This window comes from Salinisphaera japonica YTM-1 (assembly GCF_003788585.1).
In the GTDB taxonomy this organism is placed as follows: domain Bacteria; phylum Pseudomonadota; class Gammaproteobacteria; order Nevskiales; family Salinisphaeraceae; genus Salinisphaera; species Salinisphaera japonica.
The window spans coordinates 1-26370 of record NZ_AYKG01000020.1 but is presented as its reverse complement, the minus strand read 5'-3'; the positions used below and the strand labels follow the sequence as shown (position 1 = coordinate 26370).

Here is a 26370-nt window from a genome sequence, read left to right as displayed (position 1 = left end):
AGCCGGCCGCTGCCGTTTTCAATGCTTGATCAAGGATAGACCATGACGCTCAAGGTTCAGACCCTGAACAATATCTCGCCGCGCGGCCTGGATCGCTTGCCGCGTGAGCGCTACGAAGTCGCCTCCGAGATGAACGAGCCGGATGCCATCATCCTGCGCTCGGCCAATATGCACGATATGGATATCCCGGCCAGCGTACGCGCGATCGGCCGGGCCGGTGCCGGGGTCAACAATATCCCGGTCAACGACATGACCGAGCGCGGCGTGCCCGTATTCAACGCGCCCGGCGCCAACGCCAACGCGGTCAAGGAGCTCGTGCTGTCCGGCATGTTGCTGTCGGCGCGTAACATCTTGGGCGCCTGGCGCTATGTCGAGGGCCTGACCTCGACCGGTGAAGATCTTCACAAGGAGGTCGAAGCCGGCAAGAAGAAGTTCAAGGGCATGGAACTGCCCGGACGGACGCTGGGCGTGATTGGCCTGGGTGCCGTGGGCGTGAACGTGGCCAATTCGGCGCAAGGCCTGGGCATGAACGTGACCGGTTTCGACCCGGGTATCACCATCAACAACGCCTGGCGCCTGCATGCCAGCGTGCACGGCGCGGTATCGGTGGACGATCTGATTTCGGGCTCCGAGTTCGTCTCGCTACACGTCCCGCTGATTGACGCCACGCGTGGCTTGGTTAACGCCGAACGGCTGAAGCTGATGCCCAAGGGCGGCGTGTTGCTCAATTTCTCGCGCGCCGAAATCGTCGATGAAGACGCGGTGCTGGCCTCGCTCGACGAAGGCCACCTGAAATACTACGTCTGTGATTTCCCCTCGGAAAAACTGCGGGCCCACGATCAGGTCATCACGCTGCCGCACCTGGGCGCCTCCACCGACGAGGCTGAGGACAACAGCGCGATGATGATCGCCGATCAGCTGCGTGAGTGGCTGGAGATCGGCAATATCCGTAACTCGGTGAACTTTCCTGAAGCGATCATGCCGCCGACCGCGCATGCCCATCGCATCGTGGTGATCAACAAGAACCAGCCCAACATGGTGGGTCAGATCACCTCGACGCTGGCACGCTACGAGCACAATATCGCTGATCTGCTGAACAAGTCGAAGGGCGAGATCGCGCTGTCGCTGGTCGATATCGATGCCGAGGTCACCGACGGGGCACTGGACGAGCTGCGGGCTATTTCCGGCGTCCTCTGCGTGCGGTATCTTGGCGCGATCGGGCGCGACGCGCGTTAGCCCAGCGCAGATCACGCCGTTGCCGGGCGGGTAGGCCGCCTGCCCGGCGCTCGTCATTCGATCCACCTGCTACTGGCGCGTTGTCCGACGCGCCGCGTTGTTCTGTCCATGACCCAGCCAAGCGCCGATGACGATGCCTTGAACGATGCCCGCCAGCGCATCGATGCTCTGGATCAACAGATCCAGGCGTTGGTCAACGAGCGGGCCGGTGTGGCTGTGCAGGTCGCCGAAATCAAGCAGCGCCAGGGTAGAACCGATTTCTACCGGCCCGAGCGCGAAGCCCAGGTTCTGGCCCGCGTGGCCGAGCGCAACGCCGGCCCGTTGCCTGACCAGGCCATGGCGCGCATCGTTCGCGAGATCATGTCGGCCTGTCTGGCGCTGGAGCAGCCGATGACGGTGGCGTATCTGGGGCCCGAGGGCACTTATACCCAGGCCGCGGTCTACAAGCACTTCGGCCATGCGGTCGCGGCCTCACCTCATGCTGCGATCAACGATATCTTTCGCGACGTCGAGGCCGGCAACGCGCATTTCGGCGTCGTGCCGGTCGAGAACTCGACCGAGGGCGTGGTCAGCCACACGCTGGATCAGCTGGTGGGCAGCGCGTTGATCATCTGCGGGGAGGTGGCACTGCCCGTGCATCATCACCTGCTTTCGCACGAGCGCGATATCGGCCGTATCAAACGTGTGGTGGCCCACGCCCAGTCCTTGGCCCAGTGTCGCAACTGGCTGGACAGCCATATGCCGGGCGTGGTGCGCGAGGCCGTGTCATCCAACGGCGAGGCCGCACGCCGAGTGGCCGGCGAAAACGGGGCCGCCGCGATCGCGGCCCGGGCGGCCAGTGACTATTATGATCTGCCGATTCTGGCCTCTAACATCGAGGACGATCCGAACAACACCACGCGTTTTCTGGTGTTGGGCCGGCAAAGCGTGCCGCGCTCGGGCCGTGATATGACCTCGATTCTGGTCTCGATCCATAACCGGCCGGGCATGTTGTATCGTCTGTTGGCCCCGGCGGCCGAGGCCGGCGTGGATCTGGCGCGTATCGAGTCGCGCCCGTCGCGTCGTCAGGCCTGGGATTACAATTTCTTCATCGACATGGAAGGCCACGCTGACGATCCGCCGGTTCGTCGCGTCATCGAGGCCATCCAGTCCGAGGCGGCCCTGATCAAGATTCTGGGTTCTTATCCGCGCTCGATCGGCCTTGAGGCCGAGTAACGCGCTCTCTCATCGCTAGCTGTCATGTCCAATAACAAACGCCCCATGCCGCACGCCGGCATAGAACGGCTCAAGACCTATGTGCCCGGCAAGCCCATCGAGGACTTGAAGCGCGAGCTTGGGCTGTCGTCGATCATCAAACTGGCCTCGAACGAGAACCCGCTGGGGACTTCGCCGGCCGCCCAGGCGGCACTGGCGAATTTCGACGGCGCGCTGTATCGCTATCCCGACGGGGCGGGCTACGAGATCAAGTCCGCACTGGCCGCGCGACACGGCGTCACGACCGACCAGCTCACACTGGGCAACGGCTCCGACGACGTGCTCGAGCTGACGGCCCGGGTCTTTCTGGGCCCGGGGCGTAACGCGGTGGTCTCTCAGCACGCCTTTGCCGTCTATCCGATCGTCTCTCAGGCGGTGGGCGCCGAGGTGCGCGAAGTGCCGGCCCTCGACCCGGCCGCCGATATGCCCTACGGGCATGATCTGGAAGCGATGCTGGCGGCGATCGGCCCGGATACGGGGGTGGTCTTCATGGCCAGCCCCAACAATCCGACCGGCACCTGGATCGACAACGACACGCTGGCCGATTTTCTGGATCGCGTGCCCGCGACCACGGTCGTCGTGCTCGACCAGGCGTATATCGAATACCAGAGCGGGGCCAGCCATCCGCCGGTGCTCGACTGGCTGGCGCGCTACGATAATCTCATCGTCACGCGGACGTTCTCCAAGATCTATGGCATGGCCGCGCTGCGTTTTGGCTATGGGCTGTCGAGCCCGCGTATCGCCGATTTCCTCAACCGCGTGCGGGCCCCGTTCAATGTGAACACGGTGGCCATGCACTGCGCGCGCGCTGCCCTTGATGATTCCGAATTCATCAGCCGGTCGGTGGCCTCGAACACCGCTGAGCGCGCCAGTCTGGCCCGCGAACTGGCTGCCCGCGGCTTTGCCTGCCTGCCGTCCGAGGCCAACTTCATCACCTTCGATACCGGGCGAGATGCAGCCGAGGTCTTCGATGCGTTGCTGCGCCAGGGCATGATCGTGCGTCCGCTGGCCAGCTATGACCTGCCACAGCACCTGCGCGTGACGGTGGGCGGCGCCGAAGAGAATCAGGCGTTCCTGGCCGCGTTGGACACGGTGTTTGCTTAAATGAGCGAAAAGAAACATATCTTCAATGCCAAACATGTGGCCATCATCGGCCTGGGCCTGATTGGCGGCTCGGTGGCACGCGGAATTTATCGTGCCGGGTTTCGTGGTGAGCTGGTCGGGGCGGTCGAGAACGAGGCCGACGTCAAACGCGCGCTTACGCTCGGCCTGGTCGATGCCTGTCACACCGATATCGCCAGTGCGGTCGGCCAGGCCGATCTGATCGTGGTGGCCGTGCCGCCGGCGGCCTTGGCCGAGGTGCTGGCCCAGATTGCCGCCCATGCCCCGCGCGATGCGATCATCACCGACACGGGCAGCAGCAAGCAGAGCGTGGTCGCCCTTGCGCAAGCGCATCTGGCCGATCGTCTGGCGTATTTCGTGCCCGGCCATCCGATCGCCGGGACCGAGAACCAGGGCCTGGATGCCGGGTTCAATACGTTGTTCGACGGGCGTCGTGTAATTCTCACGCCGAGCCAGGACACCGCAGCCAGCGCGTTGGACTGCGTGGTCGGGCTCTGGAAAGAGCTTGGTGCCAGCGTGATCGAGATGGACGCCGCCCACCACGACGACGTGCTGGCCGCGACCAGCCATCTGCCGCATGTGTTGGCGTATACGCTGGTCGATACATTGGCTGCCCTGTCCGAGCGCCAGGAGATATTCGCCTTTGCGGCCGGCGGATTCGCCGACTTCACGCGGATCGCCTCCAGCGACGCCCGGCTGTGGCGGGATATCGTCGTGGCCAACCGCGGCCCGGTACTCGACGTGCTCGATACCTATATCGAGCGCCTGGCCCGTATACGCAGCGCGATCGCCGATGACGATCACGACACCATCGACGGTGTCTTCGGCCGGGCAAAAGCCGCACGCGATGAGTACGGTGCTGATCGCAGAGAGAGTGCCTCGTGAGCGGGCGTCGGTTCGATGTCGCCCCGGGCGGTCAGCTGCGTGGCTCGCTTGGCGTGCCGGGCGATAAATCGGTCTCGCACCGTGCGATCATGTTCGCTGCCCTGGCCGAGGGCACGAGCCGTATCACCGGTTTTCTGGAAAGTGCGGATTGTCTGGCCACGCTGACCGCGTTCGAGGCGATGGGCGTTGCTCATCATCTGGACGGCGATATACGGGTGATCGAGGGCCGCGGTCTGCACGGCCTGATGCGCCCCGACGCCGCGCTGGATCTGGGCAACTCCGGCACCTCGATGCGGCTTCTGTGCGGCATCATGGCGGGGCAGGCCTTTGACAGCACGCTCACCGGAGACGCCAGTCTTTCACGCCGCCCCATGCAGCGTGTGATCGAACCGTTGTCGCGTATGGGCGCGGCGATTGCCAGCGCCGATGGCGGTCGCGCGCCGCTTCATATCAGCGGGGGGCATCGGCTTTCGGCCACCGAATACGCTGCCCCCGTGGCCAGTGCCCAGATCAAATCCTGTGTGCTGTTGGCCGGGCTGTATGCCCACGGCACAACACAGGTACACGAGCCGGGCGTGAGTCGCGATCATACCGAGCGCATGCTGGTCGGCTTCGGCGTCAACGTCGAGCGCCAGGGCCGCAGCGTATCGGTCGCCGGCGGGCAGCGGCTGGTAGCCACGGATGTCTCCGTGCCTGCGGACCTGTCATCGGCCGCGTTCTTTCTGGTCGGGGCCGCGATCAGCCCCGGTAGTGACCTGGTTCTCGAAGCGGTGGGTATCAATCCAACGCGCCGCGGCGTGATCGATGTGCTGCAGGCCATGCAGGCTGATATCCGCCTGGATAACGAGCGCGAAGCAGCGGGCGAACCGGTCGCCGATATCCATATCCGTGGCGGCGGCCTGCAGGCCGCCGATATCGGCGGTGATCTGGTGGCGCTGGCCATCGATGAGTGTCCGGCGTTGTTCATCGCCGCGGCCTGTGCCCAGGGCACCACGCGGGTCACCGGTGCCGGCGAGCTGCGTGTCAAGGAGTGCGACCGCCTGGCCGTCATGGCCGAAGGGCTGCGCACGCTTGGCGTGGATTGCCAGGAAACCGAGGACGGCATCGTGATACACGGCCGGCCCACGGGTGCTGCCTTCACCGGCGGGGCGATCGCCTCGCACGAGGATCATCGCATCGCCATGGCCTTTGCCATGGCCGCTCTGCGTGCCAATGCGCCGATCAGTATCGACGACTGCGACTATGTCGCGACTTCATTTCCCAACTTCGTGGCCCTGGCCGAAGAGGCCGGGCTGCAGATCCAAGTGGCGGAGGGTGCAGGATGAGTGCACAGGTGCCGGTCATCACGTTGGACGGGCCAGGTGGTGCCGGCAAGGGCACGCTGGCGGGCAAACTTTCGACCTGGCTTGGCTGGTCGCTTCTCGATAGCGGGGCGCTCTATCGGCTGGTGGGCCTTGGCGCGCTCCGTGAAAACCTGTCGGTCGACATCGACGACGATATCCAGCGGGCAGCAGATCAGGCCCGGGCCTTGGACGTGCGTTTCATCGCCGGCGACGACGGTCAGCGTATCGAGCTGGCAGGTGAGAACGTCACCCAAACCATTCGCCAGGACGAGATTGCCAAGGCAGCCTCGCGCTGGGCGACGATTCCCGCCGTGCGCGAGGCGTTGTTGGCGCGCCAGCGTACGTTTGCCGCGGCCCCGGGGCTGATCGCCGATGGCCGTGACATGGGCACCATGATCTTCCCCGAGGCCGATCTGAAGATATTCGTGACCGCCTCGGCCGAGGAGCGGGCTCGTCGGCGCCACGAACAGTTGTCGGCCCAGGGCGAGCCTGCTAGTCTCTCGCGGATATATCGCGAAATCGTGGATCGTGATACGCGCGATGCCTCGCGCAAGGCCTCGCCGCTGAAACCGGCGGACGATGCCTATGTCATTGATACCACGGGCGATAGTGTGACTGCGAGTGCGCGCAAGGTGCGTGATCTCGTGGTGGCCAAGGGCTGGCTCGTCGACTGATCGCGGCGCGCGGGTCCACCGGGTCCGGCCAGGGTGCAATGCCTTGGGCGGTGTTTTTGTTTTTCCAACAACCGATGGCGTGTCAGTTGTCGCGCCGCAGGATTTTTCCCTCACATGTCTGAAAGTTTCGCCGAGCTATTCGAGCAGAGTCTGCAAGGTCGCACCATGCAGCCCGGTTCCCTCATCAACGCTGAGGTGCTGGAAGTAAAGAACGATGTCGTGATCGTCGACGCGGGCCTGAAGTCCGAAGGCGTGATCCCCGTCGATGAATTCTACGACGAGAACGGCGAACTGACCGTTGTCGAGGGCGACAAGGTCGAAGTCGCACTGGAAGCCGTGGAAGACGGTTTCGGTGCCACGCGCCTGTCGAAGGAAAAAGCCCAGCGCATCCGCACCTGGGACTTCCTCACCGAGGCCTACGAGAACAGCGAGTCCGTGGTCGGCCACATCAGTGGCAAGGTCAAGGGCGGCTACACCGTGGACGTCGGCAACATTCGTGCGTTCCTGCCCGGCTCGCTGGTGGACGTACGCCCGGTGCGCGACACGACCTATCTCGAGGGCAAGCCGCTCGAGTTCCGTGTCATCAAGCTGGATCGCCTGCGCAACAACGTGGTTGTCTCGCGTCGCGACGTGCTCAAGGAAGAGTACAGCGAAGAGCGCAAGCAGCTGCTGGACACGCTCCAGGAAGGCATCGTGCTCAAGGGTATCGTCAAGAACCTGGTGGACTACGGCGCGTTCGTGGACCTGGGTGGCATCGACGGCCTGCTGCACATCACCGACATGTCCTGGAAGCGCATCAAGGACCCGTCTGACGTGGTCACCGTGGGCTCGGAGATCGAGGTCAAGGTGCTCAAGTTCGATCGTGAGCGCACCCGTGTCTCGCTGGGCCTCAAACAGCTGGGCGATGACCCGTGGGTCGATATCGCGCGTCGTTATCCCGAGCACACGCGTCTGTTCGGCAACGTCACCAACATCACCGACTACGGCTCCTTCGTCGAGATCGAGGAAGGCGTGGAAGGCCTGGTGCACGTCTCCGAGATGGACTGGACCAACAAGAACGTCAACCCGAACCAGATCGTCTCCGTGGGCGAAGAAGTCGAGGTCATGGTGCTCGAGATCGACGAAGAGCGTCGTCGTATCTCGCTCGGCATGAAGCAGTGCCAGTCCAACCCGTGGGAAGACTTCGCCGCTGCACATCAGCGTGGCGATACGGTCTCCGGCCAGATCAAGTCGATCACCGATTTCGGTATCTTCGTGGGCCTGCCGGGCAACATCGACGGTCTGGTGCATCTGTCAGATCTGTCCTGGAACGAGGCCGGCGAAGAAGTCGTGCGCGAATATTCCAAGGGCGATTCGGTCGAAGCCGCCGTGCTGGCCATCGATGCCGATCGCGAGCGGATCTCGCTGGGCATCAAGCAGCTGGCCACCGATCCGCTGGGCTCCTTCGTCGCTGATCATCCCAAGGGCAGCCTCGTCACCGGCACGATCGCCACGGTCGATGCCCGTGGTGCCAGCGTGGATCTGGGCAACGAAGTCGTCGGTTATATCCGGGCTTCGGATATCGCCCGCGAGCGCGTCGAAGACGCCCGTACCGCGCTGTCCGAGGGCGAGTCCGTCGAAGCACGCTTTGTCGGCGTGGATCGTCGTAACCGTTCGATCAGCCTGTCGATCCGGGCGAAGGAAGAGAAGGACGAGCAGCAGGCCATGCGCGATTACGCGGATACCGATGCCTCGACCGGCACCACCAGCCTGGGTGATCTGCTCAAGGAGCAGATGGCCGATCGCGACAGTTGATCGGTTTGAGACGTGTCTTTGACACGTCCCGAGACGAGAGATGCTTGCAAGCATCTCTTGTTTTGAAATAGCCTTGAAGAACGCGCCCGGCGCCTGGCTCTATCGGCCAACGTCGGGCGTTGTTTTATGGGCCACGGTAACGCGGGGGAAGCGTGCCACGGGGTCTGCGTCAGCGAGACGTTTGTCGCGCGACGGCGTTTGGGGAGAGCGCTGCATGACCAAATCAGAATTAATCGAGCGGCTGGTCGATCAATACGACGATCTGACCCAACGAGACGTCGAATTGGCGGTTCGCCTTCTGCTCGATCGCATGATTGATCACATGGCCGAAGGGGGGCGCGTGGAAATACGCGGCTTCGGCAGTTTTTCGGTGCATCATCGCCCGGCACGCCATGGGCGAAATCCGAAAACCGGCGAATCGGTCGAAATCCCGCCGAAATATGTTTCGCATTTCAAACCCGGCAAGGAATTGCGTGAGCGCGTGAATCTCGCGGTTGCCGACTGAATCATGACCCGCGCGCGGCTGATATGATGCCGAGCGCAACGATCACGAACGGACCGCCCAGGCGACAACGTCGGCTGTCCATTCGCGGTCCTCGTCTACAGGATCTTGGTGCATGTTGAGCTTGCTGCGTATTCTCGTTGTCTTTGTCGCTACCGTCATCGGGCTGCTGTTCGGTTATCTGAATTTCCAGAGTGCGCCGATCGATCTGCTTGTGGTTCGAACACAAGCCCCCCTGGTGGTACTGCTGGCAGCGGCGTTCGTGCTTGGCCTGCTGATCGCTGTGGTCCTGTTTACGCTGCGCGTGATTCGCTTGAAGACGCGGCTGTCGTCGTCCAAGCGCAAGCTCAGGGACGCTGAAGCCGAGATCGACAGTTTGCGGAGTGCACACGCCGGCAATGCCTGATCCGATTGTCTGGCTGGTCCTGTTGTTGCCAGTCGCGGCAGCTTCGGGCTGGTGGGCGCGCGCACGAGCCGAGCGCACCAGCGACAGTGCATGCGAGACCGAATCCGCTGTTACCCGCGATTACGTGAGCGGGATCACGCATCTGGTCAATGATGATGCCGAGCGCGCCATCGAAACGTTCTCGCGCGTGCTGGCCGTCGACGACGACACGGTCGAGACCCATTTGGCATTGGGCAACCTGTTTCGACGCCAGGGTGAGATCGATCGCGCGCTCAAGGTGCACCAGAACCTGATCACGCGGCCTCAGCTGTCCAATCGGCAGCGTAACCACGCCCGTTTTGAGCTGGCCTGTGATTATCTGCGAGCCGGCGTGCTCGATCGGGCCGAGCGACTGTTCGGCGATCTGGCTGATGACGATGTTCATGGCCGACAAAGCTTGTCTCGCCTGCTGGGTATTCACGAGCAGACCCGAGAGTGGCAGAGCGCGATCGAAGTCGCCGGTAGGTTGTTCACCGAGACAGACGAGAACTCGGCGACGCTGATCGGTCAGTATCACTGCGAACTGGCTGAAGAAGCTTTTAATTCAGGCCAGGTTGATACTGCCTTCGATGCGCTGGCAACAGCTGAAGGCGCGGCGCCGAACTGCGCTCGGGCCGGCTTGCTGCGAGGACGCTGGCATCTCCAGGCCGGGGCCTACAACGAAGCGGTCCGAGCCTATCGGCGCGTGTTGATACAGGATCCGAGGCTTGGCAGTGAAATCGTTGCCCCGGTGATCGAGGCACATCGCGGACTGGCCGATTCAGAAGGACTCTTGCGGTTTTTCGATCAGATGTCGGCCCGTTCGACGTCGCCGGCGGCTGAGATTGCCAGAGCACGGGCGCTCAACGAGGCCGGGCGTACGGATGAGGCGATCGCCCACCTGTCACGCTATCTACAAAGTGAGGCGAACTGGCTGGCTTTTCATGCGCTGCTCGAATATTCGGCACAACATGGCAAGACCCGCTTGAGCGGGCCACTGGACAGTCTACGGCTGGCGCTCTCACGTATCATCGCGACGGCGCCCAGCCATGCCTGTCACGCATGTGGCTTTGCCAGTCGTTATCTACACTGGCAGTGCCCGAACTGCCGGCGTTGGGACCAAGTACGCCCGCTGAGCGATATCGGGCCGTCTCGCGCGGTTTAGGGTCTGCTACCCATTCATACGAGTCCGCGCCAAGCGCTGCATGGTTGTGGCTATGGGCGGCAAGACGAGGCCTAGCTCACCTAGCGTGTCGTCCTGTGCAAATTGCCTAGAACGCTGTATTGCCGACGTCTCGTTGGTTTCAGGGCGCTTGTCCCGAAAGGTTGGGCCGCCCATGAAATTGAAGATGGGCCCCTGGCGCGTTGCAAGTCTTGACCGTGGGATACCACGACGCTGTGACTCGCGCCGTTCACGACACACGGCGGGCTCTCGACAAAAGCGGCGCTCGCACGAGACGGCAACAGGCCCTGGCTCAAGTGCCGGCTCAATAGTCCGCGTTCTGGGCCACGGCGCGTTCGCACTTCTCGGGTGACCAGGCCGCATGACAGGCCGAGACCATCTGATTACGCAACGCGCTTAAACGCTCCTGATTGTATTGGTCGAGGTCAGCAGTCTGAAGCGCGGTGCGCAGCTGATTGATCGCCTGCGGGTAATCGCCGATCATGGCGAAGTAACGGGCCTGGCGATAATACGCCTCGCCGTAGTCGTCGGTCTTGGCTGCTGCCTCGGCCAGCAGGCGCTGTGCGCTTGGGTAGGTATCCAGCAGCCGGCGATCGGCGATCAGCTGGTTACGCAGGCTGCGATAGTCGCCGCGATCAAAGCGGTTACGTGCCAGCGCCAGGGCGACGGCTTCGTCTTTGGGAAATCGCTTGCTGGCCGCCTCGAGGATCTCGTTAGCCTTGTCATAGACCCCGGCCTGTGACCAGGCCTCGGCTCGAGCCAGGGGCCAGGCCACGATGTCCGGATGGGTCTTTTGTCCGGCCGCCAATAGATCCACGGCCGCGCGTTCGTTGCTGGTACGGATCAGGCCCAGTGCATAGCCATAGTCCAGATCCGGGCTGTCGTGCTCGGCGCGTTCCCGAGCGAAATAATCGCGCATTTGATTCGGGCTGTTAGCCGTAAGCATGCGTACGCGCGCCTTCATGTACGCATATTCGGGATTGGTGTGCGCGGCCCGGTCGGGGTAACCGGCCGCGCGGGCCTCGGCTTCGGCCATACGCGTGGAGCTGACCGGGTGACTTAACAGGATCTGGGGCGGCTGTCGTCCATACAGATCGGACTGGCGTTGCAGGGTGCCAAAAAAGCGCGACATGGCATGCGCATCGTAGCCGGCGTCGGCCAGGGTATGTATCCCCACCCGATCGGCCTCGTATTCGTGTGTGCGCGTATACGAGATCTGTTGCATGCCCAGATGGCTCATACCGCCCATGATCGCCGCCGAGGCGGCCTGCCCGGCGCCGGCCGATGCGCCGGCGATTGCGGCCACAAGTGCTGTGGCCATGGTCGCGATGGCGTCGCCCTTGCTGTCCGCCATCTGGCGTGCAATATGGCGCTGGGTAACGTGTGCCAGCTCGTGGGCGAGCACGCTGGCCAGCTCGCTTTCGGTCTTGGTGGCCATGATGAGGCCGGCGTTCACGCCGATATAGCCGCCGGGCAGGGCGAAGGCGTTGATATCACCGGTATCGATGACATAGAACTGTACGTCATGCGAAGGTCGATTCGTGGCCTGTAACAGCCGATGCCCGACCTCGGCGAGATATTCGTTGAGCTCGGGATCCTCGATGATCCGATCCTGAGAGCGCAGCTGGGTGACCACCTGGGCGCCGAGTTTTTTTTCCTCGGCGGGCGACATGGCGGTATCAGCCGGCTGGCCGAGATCGGGCAGATTATAGCCTTCGGCCGAGGCCGGTACCCACGCACTACCCAGGCCTGCGATCAAGGCCGCGCCTGCGATCCATCCGGCGGTTCGAACAAGCGTTTTCATGGTTAAGCGCGCTCCCGCGAAGAGTTACAGACTACCGCGATTCCCGGGCATGCGGCGAACAGGTGATCGGAGTGGGCGCAGCGCTCGTAAGCGCCCGGCAGATCGGGCAGGATACGGCCATGACTGGCCTGTCCTCTTCTCAACATGTTTCTTCAATGAATGTTTTTCGTGCCTGGTTTGTACGGTATGCCAGTGATCCGCAGCTTGTCTCGCTGATCCTCATCCTGCTGGCCGGCCTGGCGTTGGTGCTGTTTGCGGGCCAGCTTGTCACGCCGGTGCTGGCAGCACTCGTCATTGCCTATCTATGCGATGCCCCGGTTGAACGACTCGAGCGCTGGCACGTGCCCCGCAGTCTGGGTGCGGCACTGATGGCCGTGATGTTGATACTCGCCGTGGTCTGGGTCAGTTTCGCGTTGTTGCCGCTCTTGACCCGCCAGGCTGGCCAGGTAATACAGGAATTGCCGGGTCTCGTGCATCGCAGCCAGGACTGGATCCGCAGCCTGCCGGCCCAGTATCCCTCGCTGATCACCCGAGGACAGATCAACGGGCTGGTCAGCAGTATGTCGATCGATTTCGGAGAATGGCGTCAGGCATTGGTCAGCCGGTCATTGATGGTCGGTGCCGGCCTGCTGTATCTCACGGTCTATATGGTGCTGGTGCCGTTGATGGTGTTCTTCATGCTCCGCGACAAGCGCCTGTTGATGCGTTGGTGTGGTGGCTTCGTGCCGAAGAACGGCGCGTTGCTGCGCCGTGTCTGGGACGAGGTCAACGTCCAGCTCGGCAACTATATCCGTGGCAAGGCGCTGGAAATTCTCATCGTATGGATCGCGGCTTATCTGGTGTTCTGGGCCCTGGGGCTGAATTACGCGATGTTGTTATCAGCCCTGGTGGGGTTTTCGGTCCTCGTACCTTACGTGGGCGCCTTTGGCATGACGATTCCGGTCATGCTCGTGGCATATGCCCAGTGGGGCATGGAAACTGAAACCCTGACGGTACTGGTGGCCTATACCGTGTTGCAGATGGCCGACGGCAACGTGCTGGTGCCGATTCTGTTCTCGGAAGCTGTCAACCTGCACCCGGTCGCGATCATCACGGCCGTGTTGTTCTTTGGCGGTATCTGGGGGTTCTGGGGCGTGTTCTTCGCAATTCCCCTGGCCACACTGGTTCATGCCGTCATCAACGCCTGGCCGAGACAGGGCACGGCCATAGGCGCGGCCATGCCGGACGAGACGTCTGGCACAACGCCGTAGCCCTCGGGGCCGTACTGACGCAAATAACGGGTTTGCCGATCAGGAGATACGGCATCAGGGCGCCACTGCTTTCTTGGCTTCGTTCTTTCAGGGGTAAACGCAGATGGACGCAGATTACGCCGATGTGGGCTTGGCGGAACGTTGAGATTGCCAGCTGGATGCGAGACTCGATATTCACGGCAGGCGATTTAATGTTGCCTTGAAACCGCCCGGCTATCGTTTCGATTTGCCTACACCCGTGCTGCGCAAGATCAAGCAGGCACAATCCAACCCGGGCCGCAGCGGCTCGGGTTGGCATCTGCTCAGCGACTGTGAGTCGATGGGCGAGCTAGGGCCTGTTGCCGTTTCATACGAGCCCGCGCCAAGCGCTGTTTTGCGGCAAGACGAGGCGTAGCCCACGCCGCGCAGTCATTCTGCGCTAGTGGGCTAGAACGCTGTATTGCCGACGTGTCGTTAATTTCAGCGCGCTTGTCCCGAAGGGTTGGGCCGCAAATCGCGCCCTGCGGCGTTACGAGTCTTGATCGTGGCACGCCACGATGCGGCGACTCGCGCCTTGCAGGACACGATTTGCGGTCTCCAACGCGGCGCTCGCATGAAACGGCAACAGGCCCTAGCGGCGCGCCGGCCCGGCAAGAAGCCGTGGAACGTCAGCCGACCGATGCACGATCGATCAGCTGTCCGCCATCCGCGAGCCGATTATTCAGCCGCCAGCCCGCCGCGCTACCGAGCCCGCATCGGCGCAATCTGCGTCATCTGCGGATAAAGCCACTCCTGCCCGAGCTATCGCCGCTCAGGCCAGCAGCTCTACCCAATGACGAACCGGCATGCCGGCCTTGGCTTCGAGATGCAGCTGGCAGCCGATGTTGGCGGTGGCGATCATATCGGGATTGCCCGCTGCCAGGCTGGTCAGCTTGTTCTGGCGCAGCTCGCCGGCCATTTCCGGCTGCAGGATCGAATAACTCCCGGCCGACCCACAGCACAGATGCGAGTTGGAGACATGCGTCAGCTTATAGCCGGCCTGTGCCAGAATTTCGGCGACGTTGTCATGCAGGCCGGGGGCGTTTTGTAGCGTGCACGGCGGATGATAGGCCACGCGTCGCCCGTTGCCGGTATCGGCCAGGCCCGACAGATCCTCGCGGGCCAGCGCATCCGATAGATCGCAGGTCAATTCGGAGACCCGTGCCGCGCGTTCGGCATAGACCGGATCGTTACGCAGCATGTGGCCGTATTCACAAACCTCGGCACCGCAGCCGCTGGCCGTCATGACGATGGCCTCGGCGCCGTCCTCGATATAAGGCCACCAGGCATCGATATTCTGCCGTGCGTTATCCAGCGCCTGATCACGCTGGGATAGATGCTGGTTCAAGGCGCCACAACATCCGGCCCCGGGGGCCGCGACCAGATCAATGCCCAAACGGTCGAACACGCGCGCGGCCACGGCGTTGGTATTGGGCGCTGCTGCCGGCTGCACGCAGCCCTGCAAGACCAGCATCTTGCGTGCGTGGCGCCGCTCGCTCGGGGCGGCGATCGCCTCGCGACGCGGCGGTATCTTCTCGCGTAGCGGGGCCAACGGGCCGACGAGCAGGGGCGCCACGGCGCGGCCCATGGCGAGCACGAACGCAAACCGGTGCCGATAAGCCGCGATATGTCGAAGCGCGAACCGGATGGCTTTCTCTCGGTTGCTGCGCTCGACGTTTTGATCGACCAGATGACGGCCGATATCGGCGAGTTTGGCGTATTCCACGCCGGACGGGCAGGTGGTTTCACAGGCCCGGCAGGTCAGGCAGCGATCCAGGTGATACTGCGTGCGCTCGGTCGGCGTGTTGCCCTCAAGCACTTGTTTGATGAGATAGATACGCCCGCGCGGGCTGTCTCGCTCGTCCCCGGTCAGCTGATAGGTCGGGCAAGTGGCCGTACAGAAACCGCAGTGCGTGCAGGCGCGCAGAATACGATCGGCTTCCTGGCCGTCGGGCGTGTTGAGAAAGGATTCGACAATCGAGGTCTGCATGATTCAGCCCTCCGGGATCAGGCGGCCGGGATTCAAGATACCGGCCGGATCCATGGCGTGTTTGAGACGATGATGAGCTGCCAGCAGCGCGGGCGCCAAGGCTTGGCCGCGCGGGTGCGCATCGCCGCGATAGAGGGTGGCGTGTCCACCGTGCAGGCGGGCCGCGTCACGCACGGCCTCGGCCGGTGCATCGGTGACGCGCCAACGCTGCGCGCCGCCCCAGTCCAGCGCGAGCGAGCCGGGCAGCTCGGTGATGGGTGCCGCCGGGGCGCACGACACACGCCAGAGCGCGTTCTCGCCGTCGGTGAAAAACACACGTTCGTGTTCACGCACCCCGCGCCAGAAGTCGACATCGTCGGCCACCGGCTCACCGCCCAGAGCCTGGGCCGCGGCGTCCACGGAACTCGTGGCTCCGGAGAGCCGCAGATAGGTCCTGCCGGCTTCCCAGTATGTGGCCGATATGGGCCAGGGCCGAGCCGCCCAGCTCGAAAACGCGGCCAGGGCCTGTTCGGCGTTGTGCTCGAACACGCGGGTGGCCTGCGTACGGGGCGTGGGCAGTACCTTGAGGCTGATTTCCAGCAGTACGCCCAGCGTGCCGTGGGCACCGGCCATGAGCCGCGACAGGTCGTAGCCGGCCACGTTTTTCATCACCTCGCCGCCAAAGCGCAGTATCTCGCCCTGGCCATTGATGATCTTGGTGCCGAGCACGAAATCACGCGCTGCCCCGGTATAGGGCCGGGCCGGGCCGGATACGCCGGCCGCGATCGTGCCGCCAAGCGTGGCACCGGCGCCGTAGTGCGGCGGCTCGAAGGCCAGGCGCTGGCCTTCGGCGGTCAGGGCGGCTTCGATATCAGCCAGCGGTGTGCCGGCACGGGCCGTCAGCACGAGCTCGCCCGGTTCGTAGGACACGATGCCGCGATGCGCGGTTATGTCGAGCGTGTCGTGTGCGCTCGTGTCGACCGGCTCACCGAGAAAACGCTTCGAGCCGCTGCCGGCGATCGCTATCGGCGTGCCTGCGGCGTGGGCCTGCTTGATGCGCTCGGCCAGGGCGTCGGTCTGATCCTGGGATTCGACGGTGGAGGTCATAGCCGCTCCAGTTCCGGGAAGGGCATTTCGCCGTGGTGCACATGCATGGCGCCAAACTCGGCACAGCGGTGCAGGGTGGGCACCGCTTTGCCGGGATTGAGCAGCGTCTTGTCGTCAAAAGCGGCTTTCACGGCGTGAAACTGCAACAGCTCGGCTTTGGGGAACTGGACACACATCTGGTCGATCTTTTCGACGCCCACGCCGTGCTCGCCGGTAATGGTGCCGCCGTGTTTCAGGCACAGCTCACAGATCGCGCCGCCGAACTCTTCGGTGCGTTCGAGTTCGCCGGGGTTATTGGCGTCATAAAGAATCAACGGGTGCAGGTTGCCGTCGCCGGCGTGGAAGACATTGGCCACGCGCTGGCCGTATTTCTTCGACAATTCACCAATACCGATCAGCACGTCGGCCAATGCCTTGCGGGGGATCGTGCCGTCCATGCAGTAATAATCGGGCGAGATACGGCCCATTGCCGGGAAAGCGGCCTTGCGACCGGCCCAGAACAAAGCGCGCTCGCCGTCGTTTTTCGAGATGCGCACGTCACTGGCGCCAGAGTCGTTGACGACCTGGCGTACGCGCTCGATGTCCTCGGCGACCTCGGCTTCGGTGCCGTCGATCTCGCACAGCAGAATAGCCGCAGCCTCGGTCGGGTAGCCGGCGTGCACGAACTCTTCGGTCGCGATGATGGCCGGTGAATCCAGCATCTCGAGACCGGCCGGAACGATACCGGCCTTGATGATGTTTGCCACGGCGTCGCCGGCGGCGCGCACATCGTCGAAGGCCACCATGGCGACCTGAGCCAGCTCGGGCTTGGGCAGCAGTTTGACCACGATCTCGACGATTACCCCCAGCAGCCCTTCCGAGCCGGTCATCAGGGCCAGTAGATCATAGCCGGGCGAGTCGAGTGCATCGCTGCCGATGGTCAGGCGTTCGCCGTCGACGGTCACGATCTCGAGCTTGATGATGTTGTGGGTGGTCAGCCCGTATTTCAGGCAATGCACGCCGCCCGAATTTTCCGCCACGTTGCCCCCGATCGAGCAGGCGATCTGCGAGGACGGGTCCGGGGCGTAGTACAGGCCCAGATGATCGACTTCCTGCGAGATCGCCAGATTGCGTACGCCCGGCTGGACGGTGGCGCGCAGGTTATCGGTATCGACATCCAGAATACGGTTGAATTTGGCGAGCGAGAGCAGCACGCCGCGTTCCAGCGGCAAGGCGCCGCCTGACAGCCCGGTACCCGCGCCGCGCGCGACCACGGGGGTATCGTATTCGTAGCAGATCCGCATGACGGTCTGAACCTGCTCGATGGTGGCCGGCAAGACCGCGATCATGGGAAGCGTGCGATACGCCGACAGGCCGTCGCACTCAAAGGGCCGCAGGCTTTCATCGTCGTGCAGCACGATGTCGTGCGGCAGTTCGGCCTGCAGGGCGGCGACCATTTCTGGCTTGCCGATGCAGCCCGCGGCGTCAAGCGCGCGGGCACGATCGTCGGTTGTTACATCCGACATAAGTTGTCTCCTCGGGCTATACCGTTCGATCTGTTTTTTATTTGAGGCCGTCAGGCCGATGATCGAGCGGTTGAACAATCGCTGTTACTACGTCTTACTATAAATGTTCTGATGCGAAATGAGCCAGGCGTGAGCGCTCGCCCTGGGCGAGGGTTACGTGGCCGGCATGACGCCAGTTGCGGAATGCATCAACCACGCGGGTCAGGCCGGAGCTGTTCTCGGTCAGATAGGGCGTGTCGATCTGGGCCAGATTGCCCAGACAGACGAACTTGGTACCCGGGCCGGCACGGGTGATCAATGTTTTCATCTGCTTGGGTGTCAGGTTCTGGGCTTCGTCCAGGATCACGAAGCGTTCCAGAAACGTTCGCCCGCGCATGAAGTTGACCGACCGGATCTTGATCCGATTGGCCAGCAGTTCGTTGGTCGCGGCTTTTTCCCAGTCCGAGGCTCCGGAGCTGCCGGTCAGCACTTCCAGGTTGTCCATCAGTGCGCCCATCCAGGGCGTCATCTTTTCTTCTTCGGTTCCCGGCAAGAAACCGATGTCGTCGCCCACGGGCACGGTCACGCGCGTCATGATGATTTCGCGATAACGCGACTCGTCCAGCGTCTGGGCCAGGGCCGCGGCCAGGGTGAGCAGTGTCTTGCCGGTACCGGCGGCACCCAGCAACGTGACCACGTCGATGTCCGGGTCCATCAACAGATTGAGCGCGAAGTTCTGTTCGCGATTGCGCGCATGCACGCCCCAGACGTTTCGCTTGCCCTCGCGATAGTTTTCCGCCAGCGCAAGCAGGGCCTCGTTGTTTTCGATATCGCGCGTGATGAGCTCGACGTCATTATCGCGATCGAAATACAGCAGCTCGTTGAGATGCCAGTCGGCGACGTCATCGCCTTCGAGCTGATAGAGCGTCTCGCCGCCTTCTTGCCAGGATTTCATGTCGTCGGCGTGGCCGGCCCAGAAATCCTCGGGCAGGGCCGCACTGCCGGTATGCAGCAGATCCAGGTCTTCCAGAACCTTGTCGTTGAAGTAATCCTGGGCCTGGATACCGATGACCGAGGCCTTGATCCGCAGATTGATGTCCTTCGACACCAGAACGATTTCGGCCTGGGAGAAGACATTTCGAAGCGCCAGTGCCGACAACAGGATCGAGTTGTCGGCCTTGCTGCCGGGCAACATGGTGGGCAGCTGGCCTTCCGGAGGGCGGGTTTCAAAAAACAGTCGGCCGCTCGGCTGAGGCGGGTTCTGGCCATTGGCACGGTTGGCCAGCTCGTCACGCTGCTCGAGTGGAATGCCGGCTTCGATCGTCTCGTGTGACTGGCCGGCCATCAGTTCGTCGAGAAAGCGGCTGACCTGGCGCACATTGCGCGCGACTTCGGACAGGCCTTTCTTGCCGCCGTCCAGCTCTTCGAGCACCACCATGGGCAGAAACACATGATGCTCGGCGAACCGGAAGATCGAGGTCGGATCGTGCATCAGCACGTTCGTATCAAGTACGAATACCCGTGGGCTCATAGACAGACTCATGGTTTAGTGGCGCCCGCCGCCGGGCGCTCAGTCGATGGCTGTGACGGCCTGTAGGACGTCCTGGGCGTGATCGGCGACCTTCACGCCCCGCCAGACATAGCGAATGATGCCGTGCGTGTCGATGACAAACGTCGAGCGTTCGATGCCGATATGTGTGCGGCCGTACATGTTCTTTTCCTTGAGTACCTCGTAGGCCTTGCATACGCGCTCGTCCGCGTCGCTGATCAAATCAAACGGAAAAGCATGCTTGGTACGAAAGTTCTCATGCCTGCGCAACGAATCCCGCGAGACGCCGAGCACGTCGGCCCCGGCCTGTTGCAGCGCCGGGTAGATGTCACGAAAGCCCTGGCCCTCTTGTGTGCAGCCGGGCGTGTTGTCACGCGGGTAGAAATAAAGCACGAGAATACGATTGGAAAAATCCGACAGTGAAAGCGTCTGATCCCCGGTTGCGGGCGCTTTGAAATCCGGTGCGCGATCGTTGGGTTCTACGGCCATGGCGAGTCCTTCTAGGTTTTGATCGGGTCGAGCAGGCCGTCAGCATTCAGGTCGTCGCAGATATCCATGAAGGCATCGCGCAGCGTTTGTGGATGCTGGTTGATGGGTACCCGCAGCGACATATGCACGGTGCACATCGCCGCGCCGGTCATCCCGGCGTCATACGCCTGGACGCTCAATTCGTGGATCAATACGTCCTGCTCGGAAAAGAAGGCCACGAGCTCGCCCAGCGTCCGGGGCTGCTGTGGGCCGACGACCTCGGCGGCATACGGGCGGTAATCGGGTGCCGGCACGCCAGGCTCCGTATGTTCAAACTGGATGGATAGCCCGAGCGTCTCCGCCAGGCCCGGCAGGGCAGAGGCCATCTTGCCCATGGCACTCCAATTACCGGCCAGCAGCATGACCGCCGAGAAATGATCGCCCAGCGGCGTGATGCGACATTCCTCCACTGCGCAGCCGCGGCGTGCCACGGCGCCGATCAAATCGTGAGCGAGCCGCTCGCGGGCAGTGCCGAGTGCGACAAGGGATAGATATTTCTTGATTTCAGGCATGACCGCTCAGAACAGAACTAGCGACACGCAGCACGCGCGCCGCGGAGCATCGACGGTGGCACAGGCAGTACGCGATGCGCTACGGCCGTGCGGGATGCATCAGCGCAACGCAGCGCGGCTTGAGAGCCGTCGACGGCATTTTAAAAGCCGGCTATGTTAGCACCAACAAGCTCGGTACAATCCCGGCCTGCGCAAGGGTAGGAGATGACCGTGGCAATAGACAGACAACAACTCGGCGGCAGCATGGTGGCGCTGGTGACGCCCATGCATGCCGATGGCAGCGTGGACTGGCAGGCGCTCGAGCGCTTGGTCAACTGGCATATCGAGCAGGGCACGCACGGCATTGTGGCGGTCGGCACGACCGGTGAGTCGGCGACGTTGGGTTTTCGCGAACACGACGAAGTGATCGAGCGAACGGTCGAGATCGTGGACAAACGCATCCCGGTGATTGCCGGCACGGGGGGCAACGCGACCGACGAAGCCATCCGACTGACGCGCCACGCCAAGCGGGTGGGCGCGGATGCCTCACTGCTGGTCTGTCCTTATTACAACAAGCCGAGCCAGGAAGGGCTGTATCGTCATTTCCATGCCATCGCGATGGCGGTGGATATCCCCCAGATCCTTTACAACGTGCCGAGCCGGACCGGCGTGGATATGTTGCCGGAAACCGTGGGCCGGCTGGCCGAGATCGACAACATCGTTGCCATCAAGGAAGCCAAGGGCTCGATCGAGCGTATTCATGATCTCATCGAGCACGTGGGCGACGGCATGGATATCTACTCGGGCGACGATGGCACGGCCATGGAGTCCATGCTGGTGGGCGGCAAGGGTAATATCTCGGTCGTGGCGAACGTCGTGCCGCGATTGATGAGCGACATGTGTCTCGCCGCGACCGCCGGTGAACGTGAGCGCGCCGAAAGACTGGATGCCGATATGCAGAGTCTGCACACCGCGCTCTTTATGGAAGCCAACCCGATTCCGGTCAAATGGGCGCTACAGGACATGGGGTGGATCGAGGCCGGAATTCGCCTGCCGCTGACGCCGCTTGCCGAACATTTTCATGAATACGTGCGCGAGGCCTTGCGCGGCCTTGATTTGCTGCGTGATTAACGACTTGCGCGTCTCGGCATGAAGAAATAAATACTGTGTTCTACTTGTATTGGTCGCGCGTATTTAGTAGTTTTTCACATAGCGCGTCGACCACATTGCGCCTACGGGAGGCTTAATTATGAAAAAGTTTTTGACTGCTGCTTCTATCACGCTGCTGGCTTTTGCGCCGGCCATCACGTTTGCCCAGGCGAACGACACCAGCAACGATAACCGCGAAGCGGCGACCTACACGCCGGCCAGCGGCGGTTCTGCCGGTGCCAGCGCTGGCGAAGTCGCTGGTTATACGGCATTGGCCGTTGTCGGTGCCGGCGCTGCTATCGGCGCCGCTTTCGCTGTCGCCAACAGCGGTAGTGACGATGAAAACGTCGACCTGAACGGTGCTACCGGCACGACGGGTACGACGGGTACGACTGGCACCACGAACTGATCCGTCGCTCATGACTGGATCACGATTCGATCGTGTCAAGAAGGGCCGCCGTAAGGCGGCCCTTCTTTATGTGGGTCTCGCGAGCATCGCGCTGTCCGGCTGTTCGTATTTCGACGCGAACGATCATCCGCTGATCGCCACCACTGCGGCGCTCTGGCCGTTCGACAACGCTGACGTGTCCGGCCGTGCTGAAGAGATCTCGTTCGCCACGATTAAGTTCACACAGGACAGCCGGGGTGGCCTGCTCGTGCTTGCCGAACAACAACCCGGCGTAACGTATTGGCAATCCGGGCGCTCCGAAACCGTGACGCTCTCGCGTGGGTATCTGTCATCGACGGCTGGCCTTAAAAACAACCTCGACATGACCTCGTTCGAGGGTTTGTCGCCGGCGCCCAAGGCATCGACGCCGTTTCCGGGCGCTTTGGATGAGCCGCGCTCTTATCGCGTTATCCGGCAGTGGCGAAATGCATCGTCGTCCCAGACGAAAGCAATGGCGGCTTCAGCGGTTTTGACCTGTGCCGGAGAAACCGAAGTGGTTGAACTCCCGCTTGCGCGGCTGCCTCTGTTGCGCTGTGAAGAGACGCTTGATTGGGTGGGGGCCGGTACGACGCGCTCGGTTTACTGGCTTGCTCCGGACACACACCGGATATGGAAAGGCAGAACCGAGCCCTGGCCGGGCAGCCCGTCCTTTGCTTGGTCCGTCGCTCGACCCTGGTGGTAGTCATGGTTCTGAATAATGCCCGTGGGGTGGTGAGACTCACGTTGAGCGCCTTGGTCGCGCCGATGATTATGTATGCCGGCAGCTCGGCAGCCGTAGCCCCCGGGGCACCGTCTTCGCTATTGGACGCATGGCTTGGATTTCCGGCAGCCAGTGATATCATTCCGCCTTATGCGTTTATCCGTGCCGATGAGTCGGCCCAGCGGCTCGATGGCGCACGTGAGGATCTGATCGCCGAGTTCGAGCGTCTGCGGTGGCGTCTGGATGCGGGCGGTTATGCGCGGTATGTCGCGGCACTTGATGCCTGGAAGGCCGGGCTCGGTCAGCGCGATCGCTCTCGTGTGCCGGGGGATTGGTCGCCGTCTTATTTATTGTCACACCCGAACAGCCGCCCGCCTGTGGCGCGTGTTGTCGCGATCGGCGCCTGTGACGTGCCGGACACCGTCGGGGTATGGTCTTCGGCCGGCCATGAACAGATCACCTGGCAATCCGACTTCAGGCTCAGTGATCTTTACGAGCAGGTGCCCGCTGTGCGCGATGGTACGACCGGCTTCGTGTCTGTCGTAACGCCCGATGGGCAGGTCAATCGCTACGGCACGCAGGCCTGGAATTACGCAGATGGCGTGTTGTCACCCGGGGCTCAGGTCGTGGGTAGCTTTCCACTGTCGGGCCAGGTGTTCGGCTGGATGCAGGACGCGATGGCAGACTATCTCGCGCATACCCCGTCGGGTATCGACTGTCGCGAACAAGATCTTTCAGGGGAGAGGGTGAGTGCGAGAGCCAAGGAATAGGCCGGCTCGGTCCAGACGATCGTTCGTTGCCTTCAGCCTCGCCGTTGCGGTCACGCCGGTGGTCAGCCTGCCGGCACCGGCAAAGGACTTCACCGGGGACTATGCGCCGTTTCAGGCGAACTATGGCGGCACAGGGCTGTTGGAAACGCCCACGGCACGCATGGCGCCGGTCGGCGAATTCGCCTTCACCTATTCCAATGCTGACCCATACAGTAACTTTGCCTTCAGCTTTCAGCCGTTTTCCTGGCTGCAAGGCGGTTTCCGCTACACCAGTATCTCGGGCCGGGATTTCGGTGCCGGCTCGGATCGGGATTATCTGGACAAGGGTGTCGATCTTAAGCTTCGGCTGCTAAGCGAATCACGCTGGGCGCCGCAGATCGCGCTCGGTTTTCGCGATTTCGGCGGCACCGGCCTTTTTGGAAGTGAGTATCTGGTTGCCAATAAACGCTGGTATGACCTCGACTTCAGCTTTGGCATGGCCTGGGGTTATCTCGGCGCGCGCGGCGATGTAAAAAATCCGTTTTCTTATATCGACGACGGCTTTGATGATCGCGACCGCGATCGCTCGGCTGGCGGCGGCGACTTCAACTTCAAAAGCCTTTTCACCGGGCGAAGCGCGTTTTTTGGTGGCGTTGAGTACCACACACCGTTCGAGCCGCTCACGCTGCAAGTCGAGTACGAAGGTAATGACTACGAGAGCGAGCCGTTAGGGCTGTCCATCGAACAGGATCTCCCGGTCAATTTCGGTGCGCGTCTTCGGGTCAACGACAATCTGACGCTTACCGGCGCCTATGAGCGCGGTACGACAGCAATGTTCGGTGCAACGTTAAGTGTCGGCCTGGCGCACCTTTATCAGCCGAAGTCCGACGCGCCGCCGGTGCCCGTTCAGCCGGCGCCCGTGGAAACGACCGACAACTGGCAAAAAACCGCGCAGGCGCTCGGCGAGAACGCAGGCATCCAAGTGCGCCGTATCAAGACACGGGGCGATACCGTCATCGTGGAGGGCGCGCAGTCTCGCTATCGTGACCTGGCACAGGGCGAACTACGCGGGAACCGAATCCTCAATAGCGTGACCAACGACGACATCAGCTCGTTTCAGTATCGCTATACCAAGCGCGGCTTCTATCTGCGGCAAGACAATTTGCCGCGCGATCCAATGCCGAACGACGCACCGTTCTTGACCGAGCCGGGCAGTGTGTTCGCTTACGATGATTATCGCCGCGGTGTGAAAGTCGTGGATGTGAGCCAGAGCGAGACCGCGGATCTCTCAGAGATTGAAACTACGGTTTATGAACAGCACCCGGATCGGTTTGATTGGAACATTCGTCCGGCGTTGATACAGAACTATGGCGGCCCCGACGGTTACTTGTATCAGGTATTGGTTCAGGCCAGTGCCGAGTTGCGTACCGATGATCACGGCTGGTTCACGGGAACGCTCGGCTACTCGCTGATCGACAACTACGACGACTTCGACTACGTCGCCGATTCTGATCTCCCTCGGGTACGTACGTTCATCAACCGTTATACGGACGAGACCGATCTCGGCGTCTACAACCTGCAATACACGCGTACCGCGCGCCTGGCCGACAACTGGTTCGGCATGGGATACGCCGGTCTGCTCGAACAGATGTTTGGCGGCGTCGGTGGCGAAGTGCTTTATCGTCCGTTCAACAGCCGTGCAGCGTTCGGTATCGACGTAAACTACGTGCGTCAGCGCGATTTCAAGACACAGTTCGATTTTCGCGACTACGATGTCGTGACCGGCCATGCGACCGCCTATATCGATACCGGCATCAAGGATGTGCTGATGCGGGCCAGCGTCGGCCAGTATCTTGCCGGCGATTACGGCGGCACACTGGATCTGTCGCGCCAGTTCGAGTCAGGTGTCCGCATCGGAGCTTATGCCACCTATACGGATGCCAGTTATAACGACAACTTCGGCGAAGGCGGTTTTGACAAGGGAATCTATGTGACGATCCCGCTGGATACCTTCTTCACACGTTCAACGCGTAACGCGCTCGGTCTGAAATGGAGCCCGCTGACACGAGACGGCGGGGCGTTCCTGAATCGACGTTACTCGTTGTACGGTCTGACTTACGATCGAGACGTTGACGATTACTGGCAAGGCTTCGAGCCACCGGAATCGCGATGATCGATGCGCCACGACACCCTGTTTTTTCTATGCGCCGGATTGGTATGCGTAAACTTGTGAACGTCACAGCGCTGGTTGTTGTTGCTATTTCAGCGACTGCCTGCAGTAGCACGCCCAATTGCCTGAAACGCCAGGGCTATGCCGATGCCATCGCGTTTCCCAAGCTTAAGGCCCCCGCCGGGCTTGAAGTGCCGAAATCCGATGATCAGATGAGCGTACCGGATGTTCGCAACGGGCCCGTCGCAGCCTACGGCGAGGCGCCGGTCGGCACCGAGCCGGATAACGACCAGTCACGGTGTTTGACCACACCCCCAGTCCTCCAAACCAGGCGCTAAAACGCCCGGCGTTCGCAGAATATGGCCGTGTTTCGAAAATACGGTCGCGTGGGTGTCCGGTTTAAGTTACAATTCGCGCCGCTCGATGGAGAGGTGTCCGAGCGGTCAAAGGAGCGCTCTTGGAAAGCGGGTGTGCCCGGTGATGTTTAGGCCCCGTACCGAGGGTTCGACCGGCGGCACAGCCGCCGACGCGAGCCGA

24 protein-coding genes are annotated in these 26370 nt (G+C 62.2%); 17 read left to right on the top strand and 7 right to left on the bottom strand.

Features of this window, described 5'->3' with window-relative positions; genetic code table 11:
• The first annotated feature begins 42 nt into the window (after positions 1–42).
• The 10 genes from SAJA_RS07475 to lapB all read left to right on the top strand — a co-directional run bounded on the left by SAJA_RS07475 (position 43) and on the right by lapB (position 10399).
• Positions 43–1236, top strand: a complete 1194-nt coding sequence (locus tag SAJA_RS07475) for a phosphoglycerate dehydrogenase (RefSeq protein ID WP_123658049.1) — start codon at positions 43–45, stop codon at positions 1234–1236.
• Positions 1237–1344: 108 nt separating this feature from the next.
• Positions 1345–2451 (top strand): prephenate dehydratase, encoded by a 1107-nt coding sequence (gene pheA / locus SAJA_RS07470; protein WP_123658048.1) that lies wholly within the window; start codon positions 1345–1347, stop codon positions 2449–2451.
• A 24-nt stretch (positions 2452–2475) separates the two neighbouring features.
• Positions 2476–3594, top strand: a complete 1119-nt coding sequence (gene hisC, locus SAJA_RS07465; protein WP_123658047.1) for a histidinol-phosphate transaminase — start codon at positions 2476–2478, stop codon at positions 3592–3594.
• Positions 3595–4497 (top strand): prephenate dehydrogenase, encoded by a 903-nt coding sequence (locus SAJA_RS07460; protein WP_123658046.1) that lies wholly within the window; start codon positions 3595–3597, stop codon positions 4495–4497. It abuts the gene before it with no gap.
• Positions 4494–5822, top strand: a complete 1329-nt coding sequence (gene aroA / locus SAJA_RS07455) for a 3-phosphoshikimate 1-carboxyvinyltransferase (protein ID WP_123658045.1) — start codon at positions 4494–4496, stop codon at positions 5820–5822. Before SAJA_RS07460 ends, aroA begins: the two co-directional genes overlap by 4 nt.
• Complete coding sequence (cmk, locus tag SAJA_RS07450) at positions 5819–6514, top strand: (d)CMP kinase (protein ID WP_123658044.1); 696 nt, start codon at positions 5819–5821, stop codon at positions 6512–6514. Before aroA ends, cmk begins: the two co-directional genes overlap by 4 nt.
• A gap of 114 nt (positions 6515–6628) precedes the next feature.
• The gene (gene rpsA, locus SAJA_RS07445) at positions 6629–8308 is read left to right on the top strand and encodes a 30S ribosomal protein S1 (protein ID WP_123658043.1); all 1680 of its coding nucleotides are present in this window, start codon (positions 6629–6631) and stop codon (positions 8306–8308) included.
• 214 nt (positions 8309–8522) lie between these two features.
• Positions 8523–8813 (top strand): integration host factor subunit beta, encoded by a 291-nt coding sequence (locus SAJA_RS07440; RefSeq protein WP_123658073.1) that lies wholly within the window; start codon positions 8523–8525, stop codon positions 8811–8813.
• Between the two features lie 112 nt (positions 8814–8925).
• Positions 8926–9216: a lipopolysaccharide assembly protein LapA domain-containing protein gene (locus SAJA_RS07435; protein WP_123658042.1), complete on the top strand. Its 291-nt coding sequence runs from the start codon at positions 8926–8928 to the stop codon at positions 9214–9216.
• Entirely contained in the window at positions 9209–10399 is a 1191-nt protein-coding gene (lapB, locus tag SAJA_RS07430; protein ID WP_123658041.1) for a lipopolysaccharide assembly protein LapB, read from the top strand. Before SAJA_RS07435 ends, lapB begins: the two co-directional genes overlap by 8 nt.
• 322 nt (positions 10400–10721) lie before the next feature.
• On the opposite strand, the gene SAJA_RS07425 is transcribed toward lapB, so the two are convergent.
• On the bottom strand, positions 10722–12221 hold the full coding sequence (locus SAJA_RS07425; RefSeq protein ID WP_123658040.1) for a M48 family metalloprotease: 1500 nt from the start codon (positions 12219–12221) through the stop codon (positions 10722–10724).
• A gap of 155 nt (positions 12222–12376) precedes the next feature.
• On the opposite strand from SAJA_RS07425, the gene SAJA_RS07420 reads away from it, so the two are divergent.
• Positions 12377–13471, top strand: a complete 1095-nt coding sequence (locus tag SAJA_RS07420) for an AI-2E family transporter (protein WP_123658039.1) — start codon at positions 12377–12379, stop codon at positions 13469–13471.
• Positions 13472–14261: 790 nt separating this feature from the next.
• On the opposite strand, the gene glcF is transcribed toward SAJA_RS07420, so the two are convergent.
• The 6 genes from glcF to SAJA_RS07390 form a co-directional block, all read right to left on the bottom strand.
• On the bottom strand, positions 14262–15479 hold the full coding sequence (gene glcF, locus SAJA_RS07415; RefSeq protein ID WP_123658038.1) for a glycolate oxidase subunit GlcF: 1218 nt from the start codon (positions 15477–15479) through the stop codon (positions 14262–14264).
• Positions 15480–15482: 3 nt separating this feature from the next.
• Positions 15483–16565, bottom strand: a complete 1083-nt coding sequence (gene glcE, locus SAJA_RS07410) for a glycolate oxidase subunit GlcE (protein ID WP_123658037.1) — start codon at positions 16563–16565, stop codon at positions 15483–15485.
• Positions 16562–18001, bottom strand: coding sequence for an FAD-linked oxidase C-terminal domain-containing protein (locus SAJA_RS07405; RefSeq protein ID WP_342777543.1), 1440 nt, complete (start codon positions 17999–18001; stop codon positions 16562–16564). Before SAJA_RS07405 ends, glcE begins: the two co-directional genes overlap by 4 nt.
• A gap of 166 nt (positions 18002–18167) precedes the next feature.
• Positions 18168–19580, bottom strand: a complete 1413-nt coding sequence (locus tag SAJA_RS07400) for a PhoH family protein (protein WP_123658035.1) — start codon at positions 19578–19580, stop codon at positions 18168–18170.
• A gap of 39 nt (positions 19581–19619) precedes the next feature.
• Entirely contained in the window at positions 19620–20087 is a 468-nt protein-coding gene (locus tag SAJA_RS07395) for a peroxiredoxin (RefSeq protein ID WP_123658034.1), read from the bottom strand.
• Between the two features lie 11 nt (positions 20088–20098).
• Positions 20099–20638: a glycine cleavage system transcriptional repressor gene (locus SAJA_RS07390; RefSeq protein WP_123658033.1), complete on the bottom strand. Its 540-nt coding sequence runs from the start codon at positions 20636–20638 to the stop codon at positions 20099–20101.
• A gap of 243 nt (positions 20639–20881) precedes the next feature.
• Here SAJA_RS07390 and dapA point away from each other — a divergent pair, with 243 nt between their 5' ends.
• The 6 genes from dapA to SAJA_RS07360 all read left to right on the top strand — a co-directional run bounded on the left by dapA (position 20882) and on the right by SAJA_RS07360 (position 26171).
• Positions 20882–21748 carry a 4-hydroxy-tetrahydrodipicolinate synthase gene (dapA, locus tag SAJA_RS07385; RefSeq protein ID WP_342777542.1) on the top strand — a complete coding sequence of 289 codons (867 nt, stop codon included), beginning with the start codon at positions 20882–20884 and terminating at the stop codon, positions 21746–21748.
• A gap of 118 nt (positions 21749–21866) precedes the next feature.
• Positions 21867–22175 carry a hypothetical protein gene (locus SAJA_RS07380; protein ID WP_123658031.1) on the top strand — a complete coding sequence of 103 codons (309 nt, stop codon included), beginning with the start codon at positions 21867–21869 and terminating at the stop codon, positions 22173–22175.
• A 10-nt stretch (positions 22176–22185) separates the two neighbouring features.
• On the top strand, positions 22186–22896 hold the full coding sequence (locus SAJA_RS07375; protein WP_123658030.1) for a YjbF family lipoprotein: 711 nt from the start codon (positions 22186–22188) through the stop codon (positions 22894–22896).
• A gap of 2 nt (positions 22897–22898) precedes the next feature.
• Positions 22899–23684, top strand: coding sequence for a hypothetical protein (locus SAJA_RS07370; RefSeq protein ID WP_123658029.1), 786 nt, complete (start codon positions 22899–22901; stop codon positions 23682–23684).
• 58 nt (positions 23685–23742) lie between these two features.
• Positions 23743–25836, top strand: coding sequence for a YjbH domain-containing protein (locus SAJA_RS07365; protein WP_245963254.1), 2094 nt, complete (start codon positions 23743–23745; stop codon positions 25834–25836).
• Positions 25833–26171, top strand: coding sequence for a hypothetical protein (locus SAJA_RS07360; RefSeq protein WP_123658027.1), 339 nt, complete (start codon positions 25833–25835; stop codon positions 26169–26171). Before SAJA_RS07365 ends, SAJA_RS07360 begins: the two co-directional genes overlap by 4 nt.
• The last annotated feature ends 199 nt before the right edge of the window (positions 26172–26370 follow it).

What these genes read in the sequence shown, in the direction of transcription:
- SAJA_RS07440 (WP_123658073.1), top strand. Translation starts at nt 8,523, where the DNA reads ATGACCAAATCAGAATTAATCGAGCGGCTGGTCGATCAATACGACGAT.
- glcE (WP_123658037.1), bottom strand. Translation starts at nt 16,565, where the DNA reads ATGACCTCCACCGTCGAATCCCAGGATCAGACCGACGCCCTGGCCGAG.
- SAJA_RS07380 (WP_123658031.1), top strand. Translation starts at nt 21,867, where the DNA reads ATGAAAAAGTTTTTGACTGCTGCTTCTATCACGCTGCTGGCTTTTGCG.
- SAJA_RS07395 (WP_123658034.1), bottom strand. Translation starts at nt 20,087, where the DNA reads ATGGCCGTAGAACCCAACGATCGCGCACCGGATTTCAAAGCGCCCGCA.
- SAJA_RS07435 (WP_123658042.1), top strand. Translation starts at nt 8,926, where the DNA reads ATGTTGAGCTTGCTGCGTATTCTCGTTGTCTTTGTCGCTACCGTCATC.
- SAJA_RS07390 (WP_123658033.1), bottom strand. Translation starts at nt 20,638, where the DNA reads ATGCCTGAAATCAAGAAATATCTATCCCTTGTCGCACTCGGCACTGCC.
- SAJA_RS07425 (WP_123658040.1), bottom strand. Translation starts at nt 12,221, where the DNA reads ATGAAAACGCTTGTTCGAACCGCCGGATGGATCGCAGGCGCGGCCTTG.
- SAJA_RS07405 (WP_342777543.1), bottom strand. Translation starts at nt 18,001, where the DNA reads ATGGTCGCCGCCCTGCAGGCCGAACTGCCGCACGACATCGTGCTGCAC.
- glcF (WP_123658038.1), bottom strand. Translation starts at nt 15,479, where the DNA reads ATGCAGACCTCGATTGTCGAATCCTTTCTCAACACGCCCGACGGCCAG.
- dapA (WP_342777542.1), top strand. Translation starts at nt 20,882, where the DNA reads ATGGTGGCGCTGGTGACGCCCATGCATGCCGATGGCAGCGTGGACTGG.
- SAJA_RS07460 (WP_123658046.1), top strand. Translation starts at nt 3,595, where the DNA reads ATGAGCGAAAAGAAACATATCTTCAATGCCAAACATGTGGCCATCATC.
- rpsA (WP_123658043.1), top strand. Translation starts at nt 6,629, where the DNA reads ATGTCTGAAAGTTTCGCCGAGCTATTCGAGCAGAGTCTGCAAGGTCGC.
- hisC (WP_123658047.1), top strand. Translation starts at nt 2,476, where the DNA reads ATGTCCAATAACAAACGCCCCATGCCGCACGCCGGCATAGAACGGCTC.
- SAJA_RS07475 (WP_123658049.1), top strand. Translation starts at nt 43, where the DNA reads ATGACGCTCAAGGTTCAGACCCTGAACAATATCTCGCCGCGCGGCCTG.
- lapB (WP_123658041.1), top strand. Translation starts at nt 9,209, where the DNA reads ATGCCTGATCCGATTGTCTGGCTGGTCCTGTTGTTGCCAGTCGCGGCA.
- SAJA_RS07360 (WP_123658027.1), top strand. Translation starts at nt 25,833, where the DNA reads ATGATCGATGCGCCACGACACCCTGTTTTTTCTATGCGCCGGATTGGT.
- pheA (WP_123658048.1), top strand. Translation starts at nt 1,345, where the DNA reads ATGACCCAGCCAAGCGCCGATGACGATGCCTTGAACGATGCCCGCCAG.
- SAJA_RS07375 (WP_123658030.1), top strand. Translation starts at nt 22,186, where the DNA reads ATGACTGGATCACGATTCGATCGTGTCAAGAAGGGCCGCCGTAAGGCG.
- SAJA_RS07400 (WP_123658035.1), bottom strand. Translation starts at nt 19,580, where the DNA reads ATGAGCCCACGGGTATTCGTACTTGATACGAACGTGCTGATGCACGAT.
- SAJA_RS07370 (WP_123658029.1), top strand. Translation starts at nt 22,899, where the DNA reads ATGGTTCTGAATAATGCCCGTGGGGTGGTGAGACTCACGTTGAGCGCC.
- SAJA_RS07420 (WP_123658039.1), top strand. Translation starts at nt 12,377, where the DNA reads ATGAATGTTTTTCGTGCCTGGTTTGTACGGTATGCCAGTGATCCGCAG.
- cmk (WP_123658044.1), top strand. Translation starts at nt 5,819, where the DNA reads ATGAGTGCACAGGTGCCGGTCATCACGTTGGACGGGCCAGGTGGTGCC.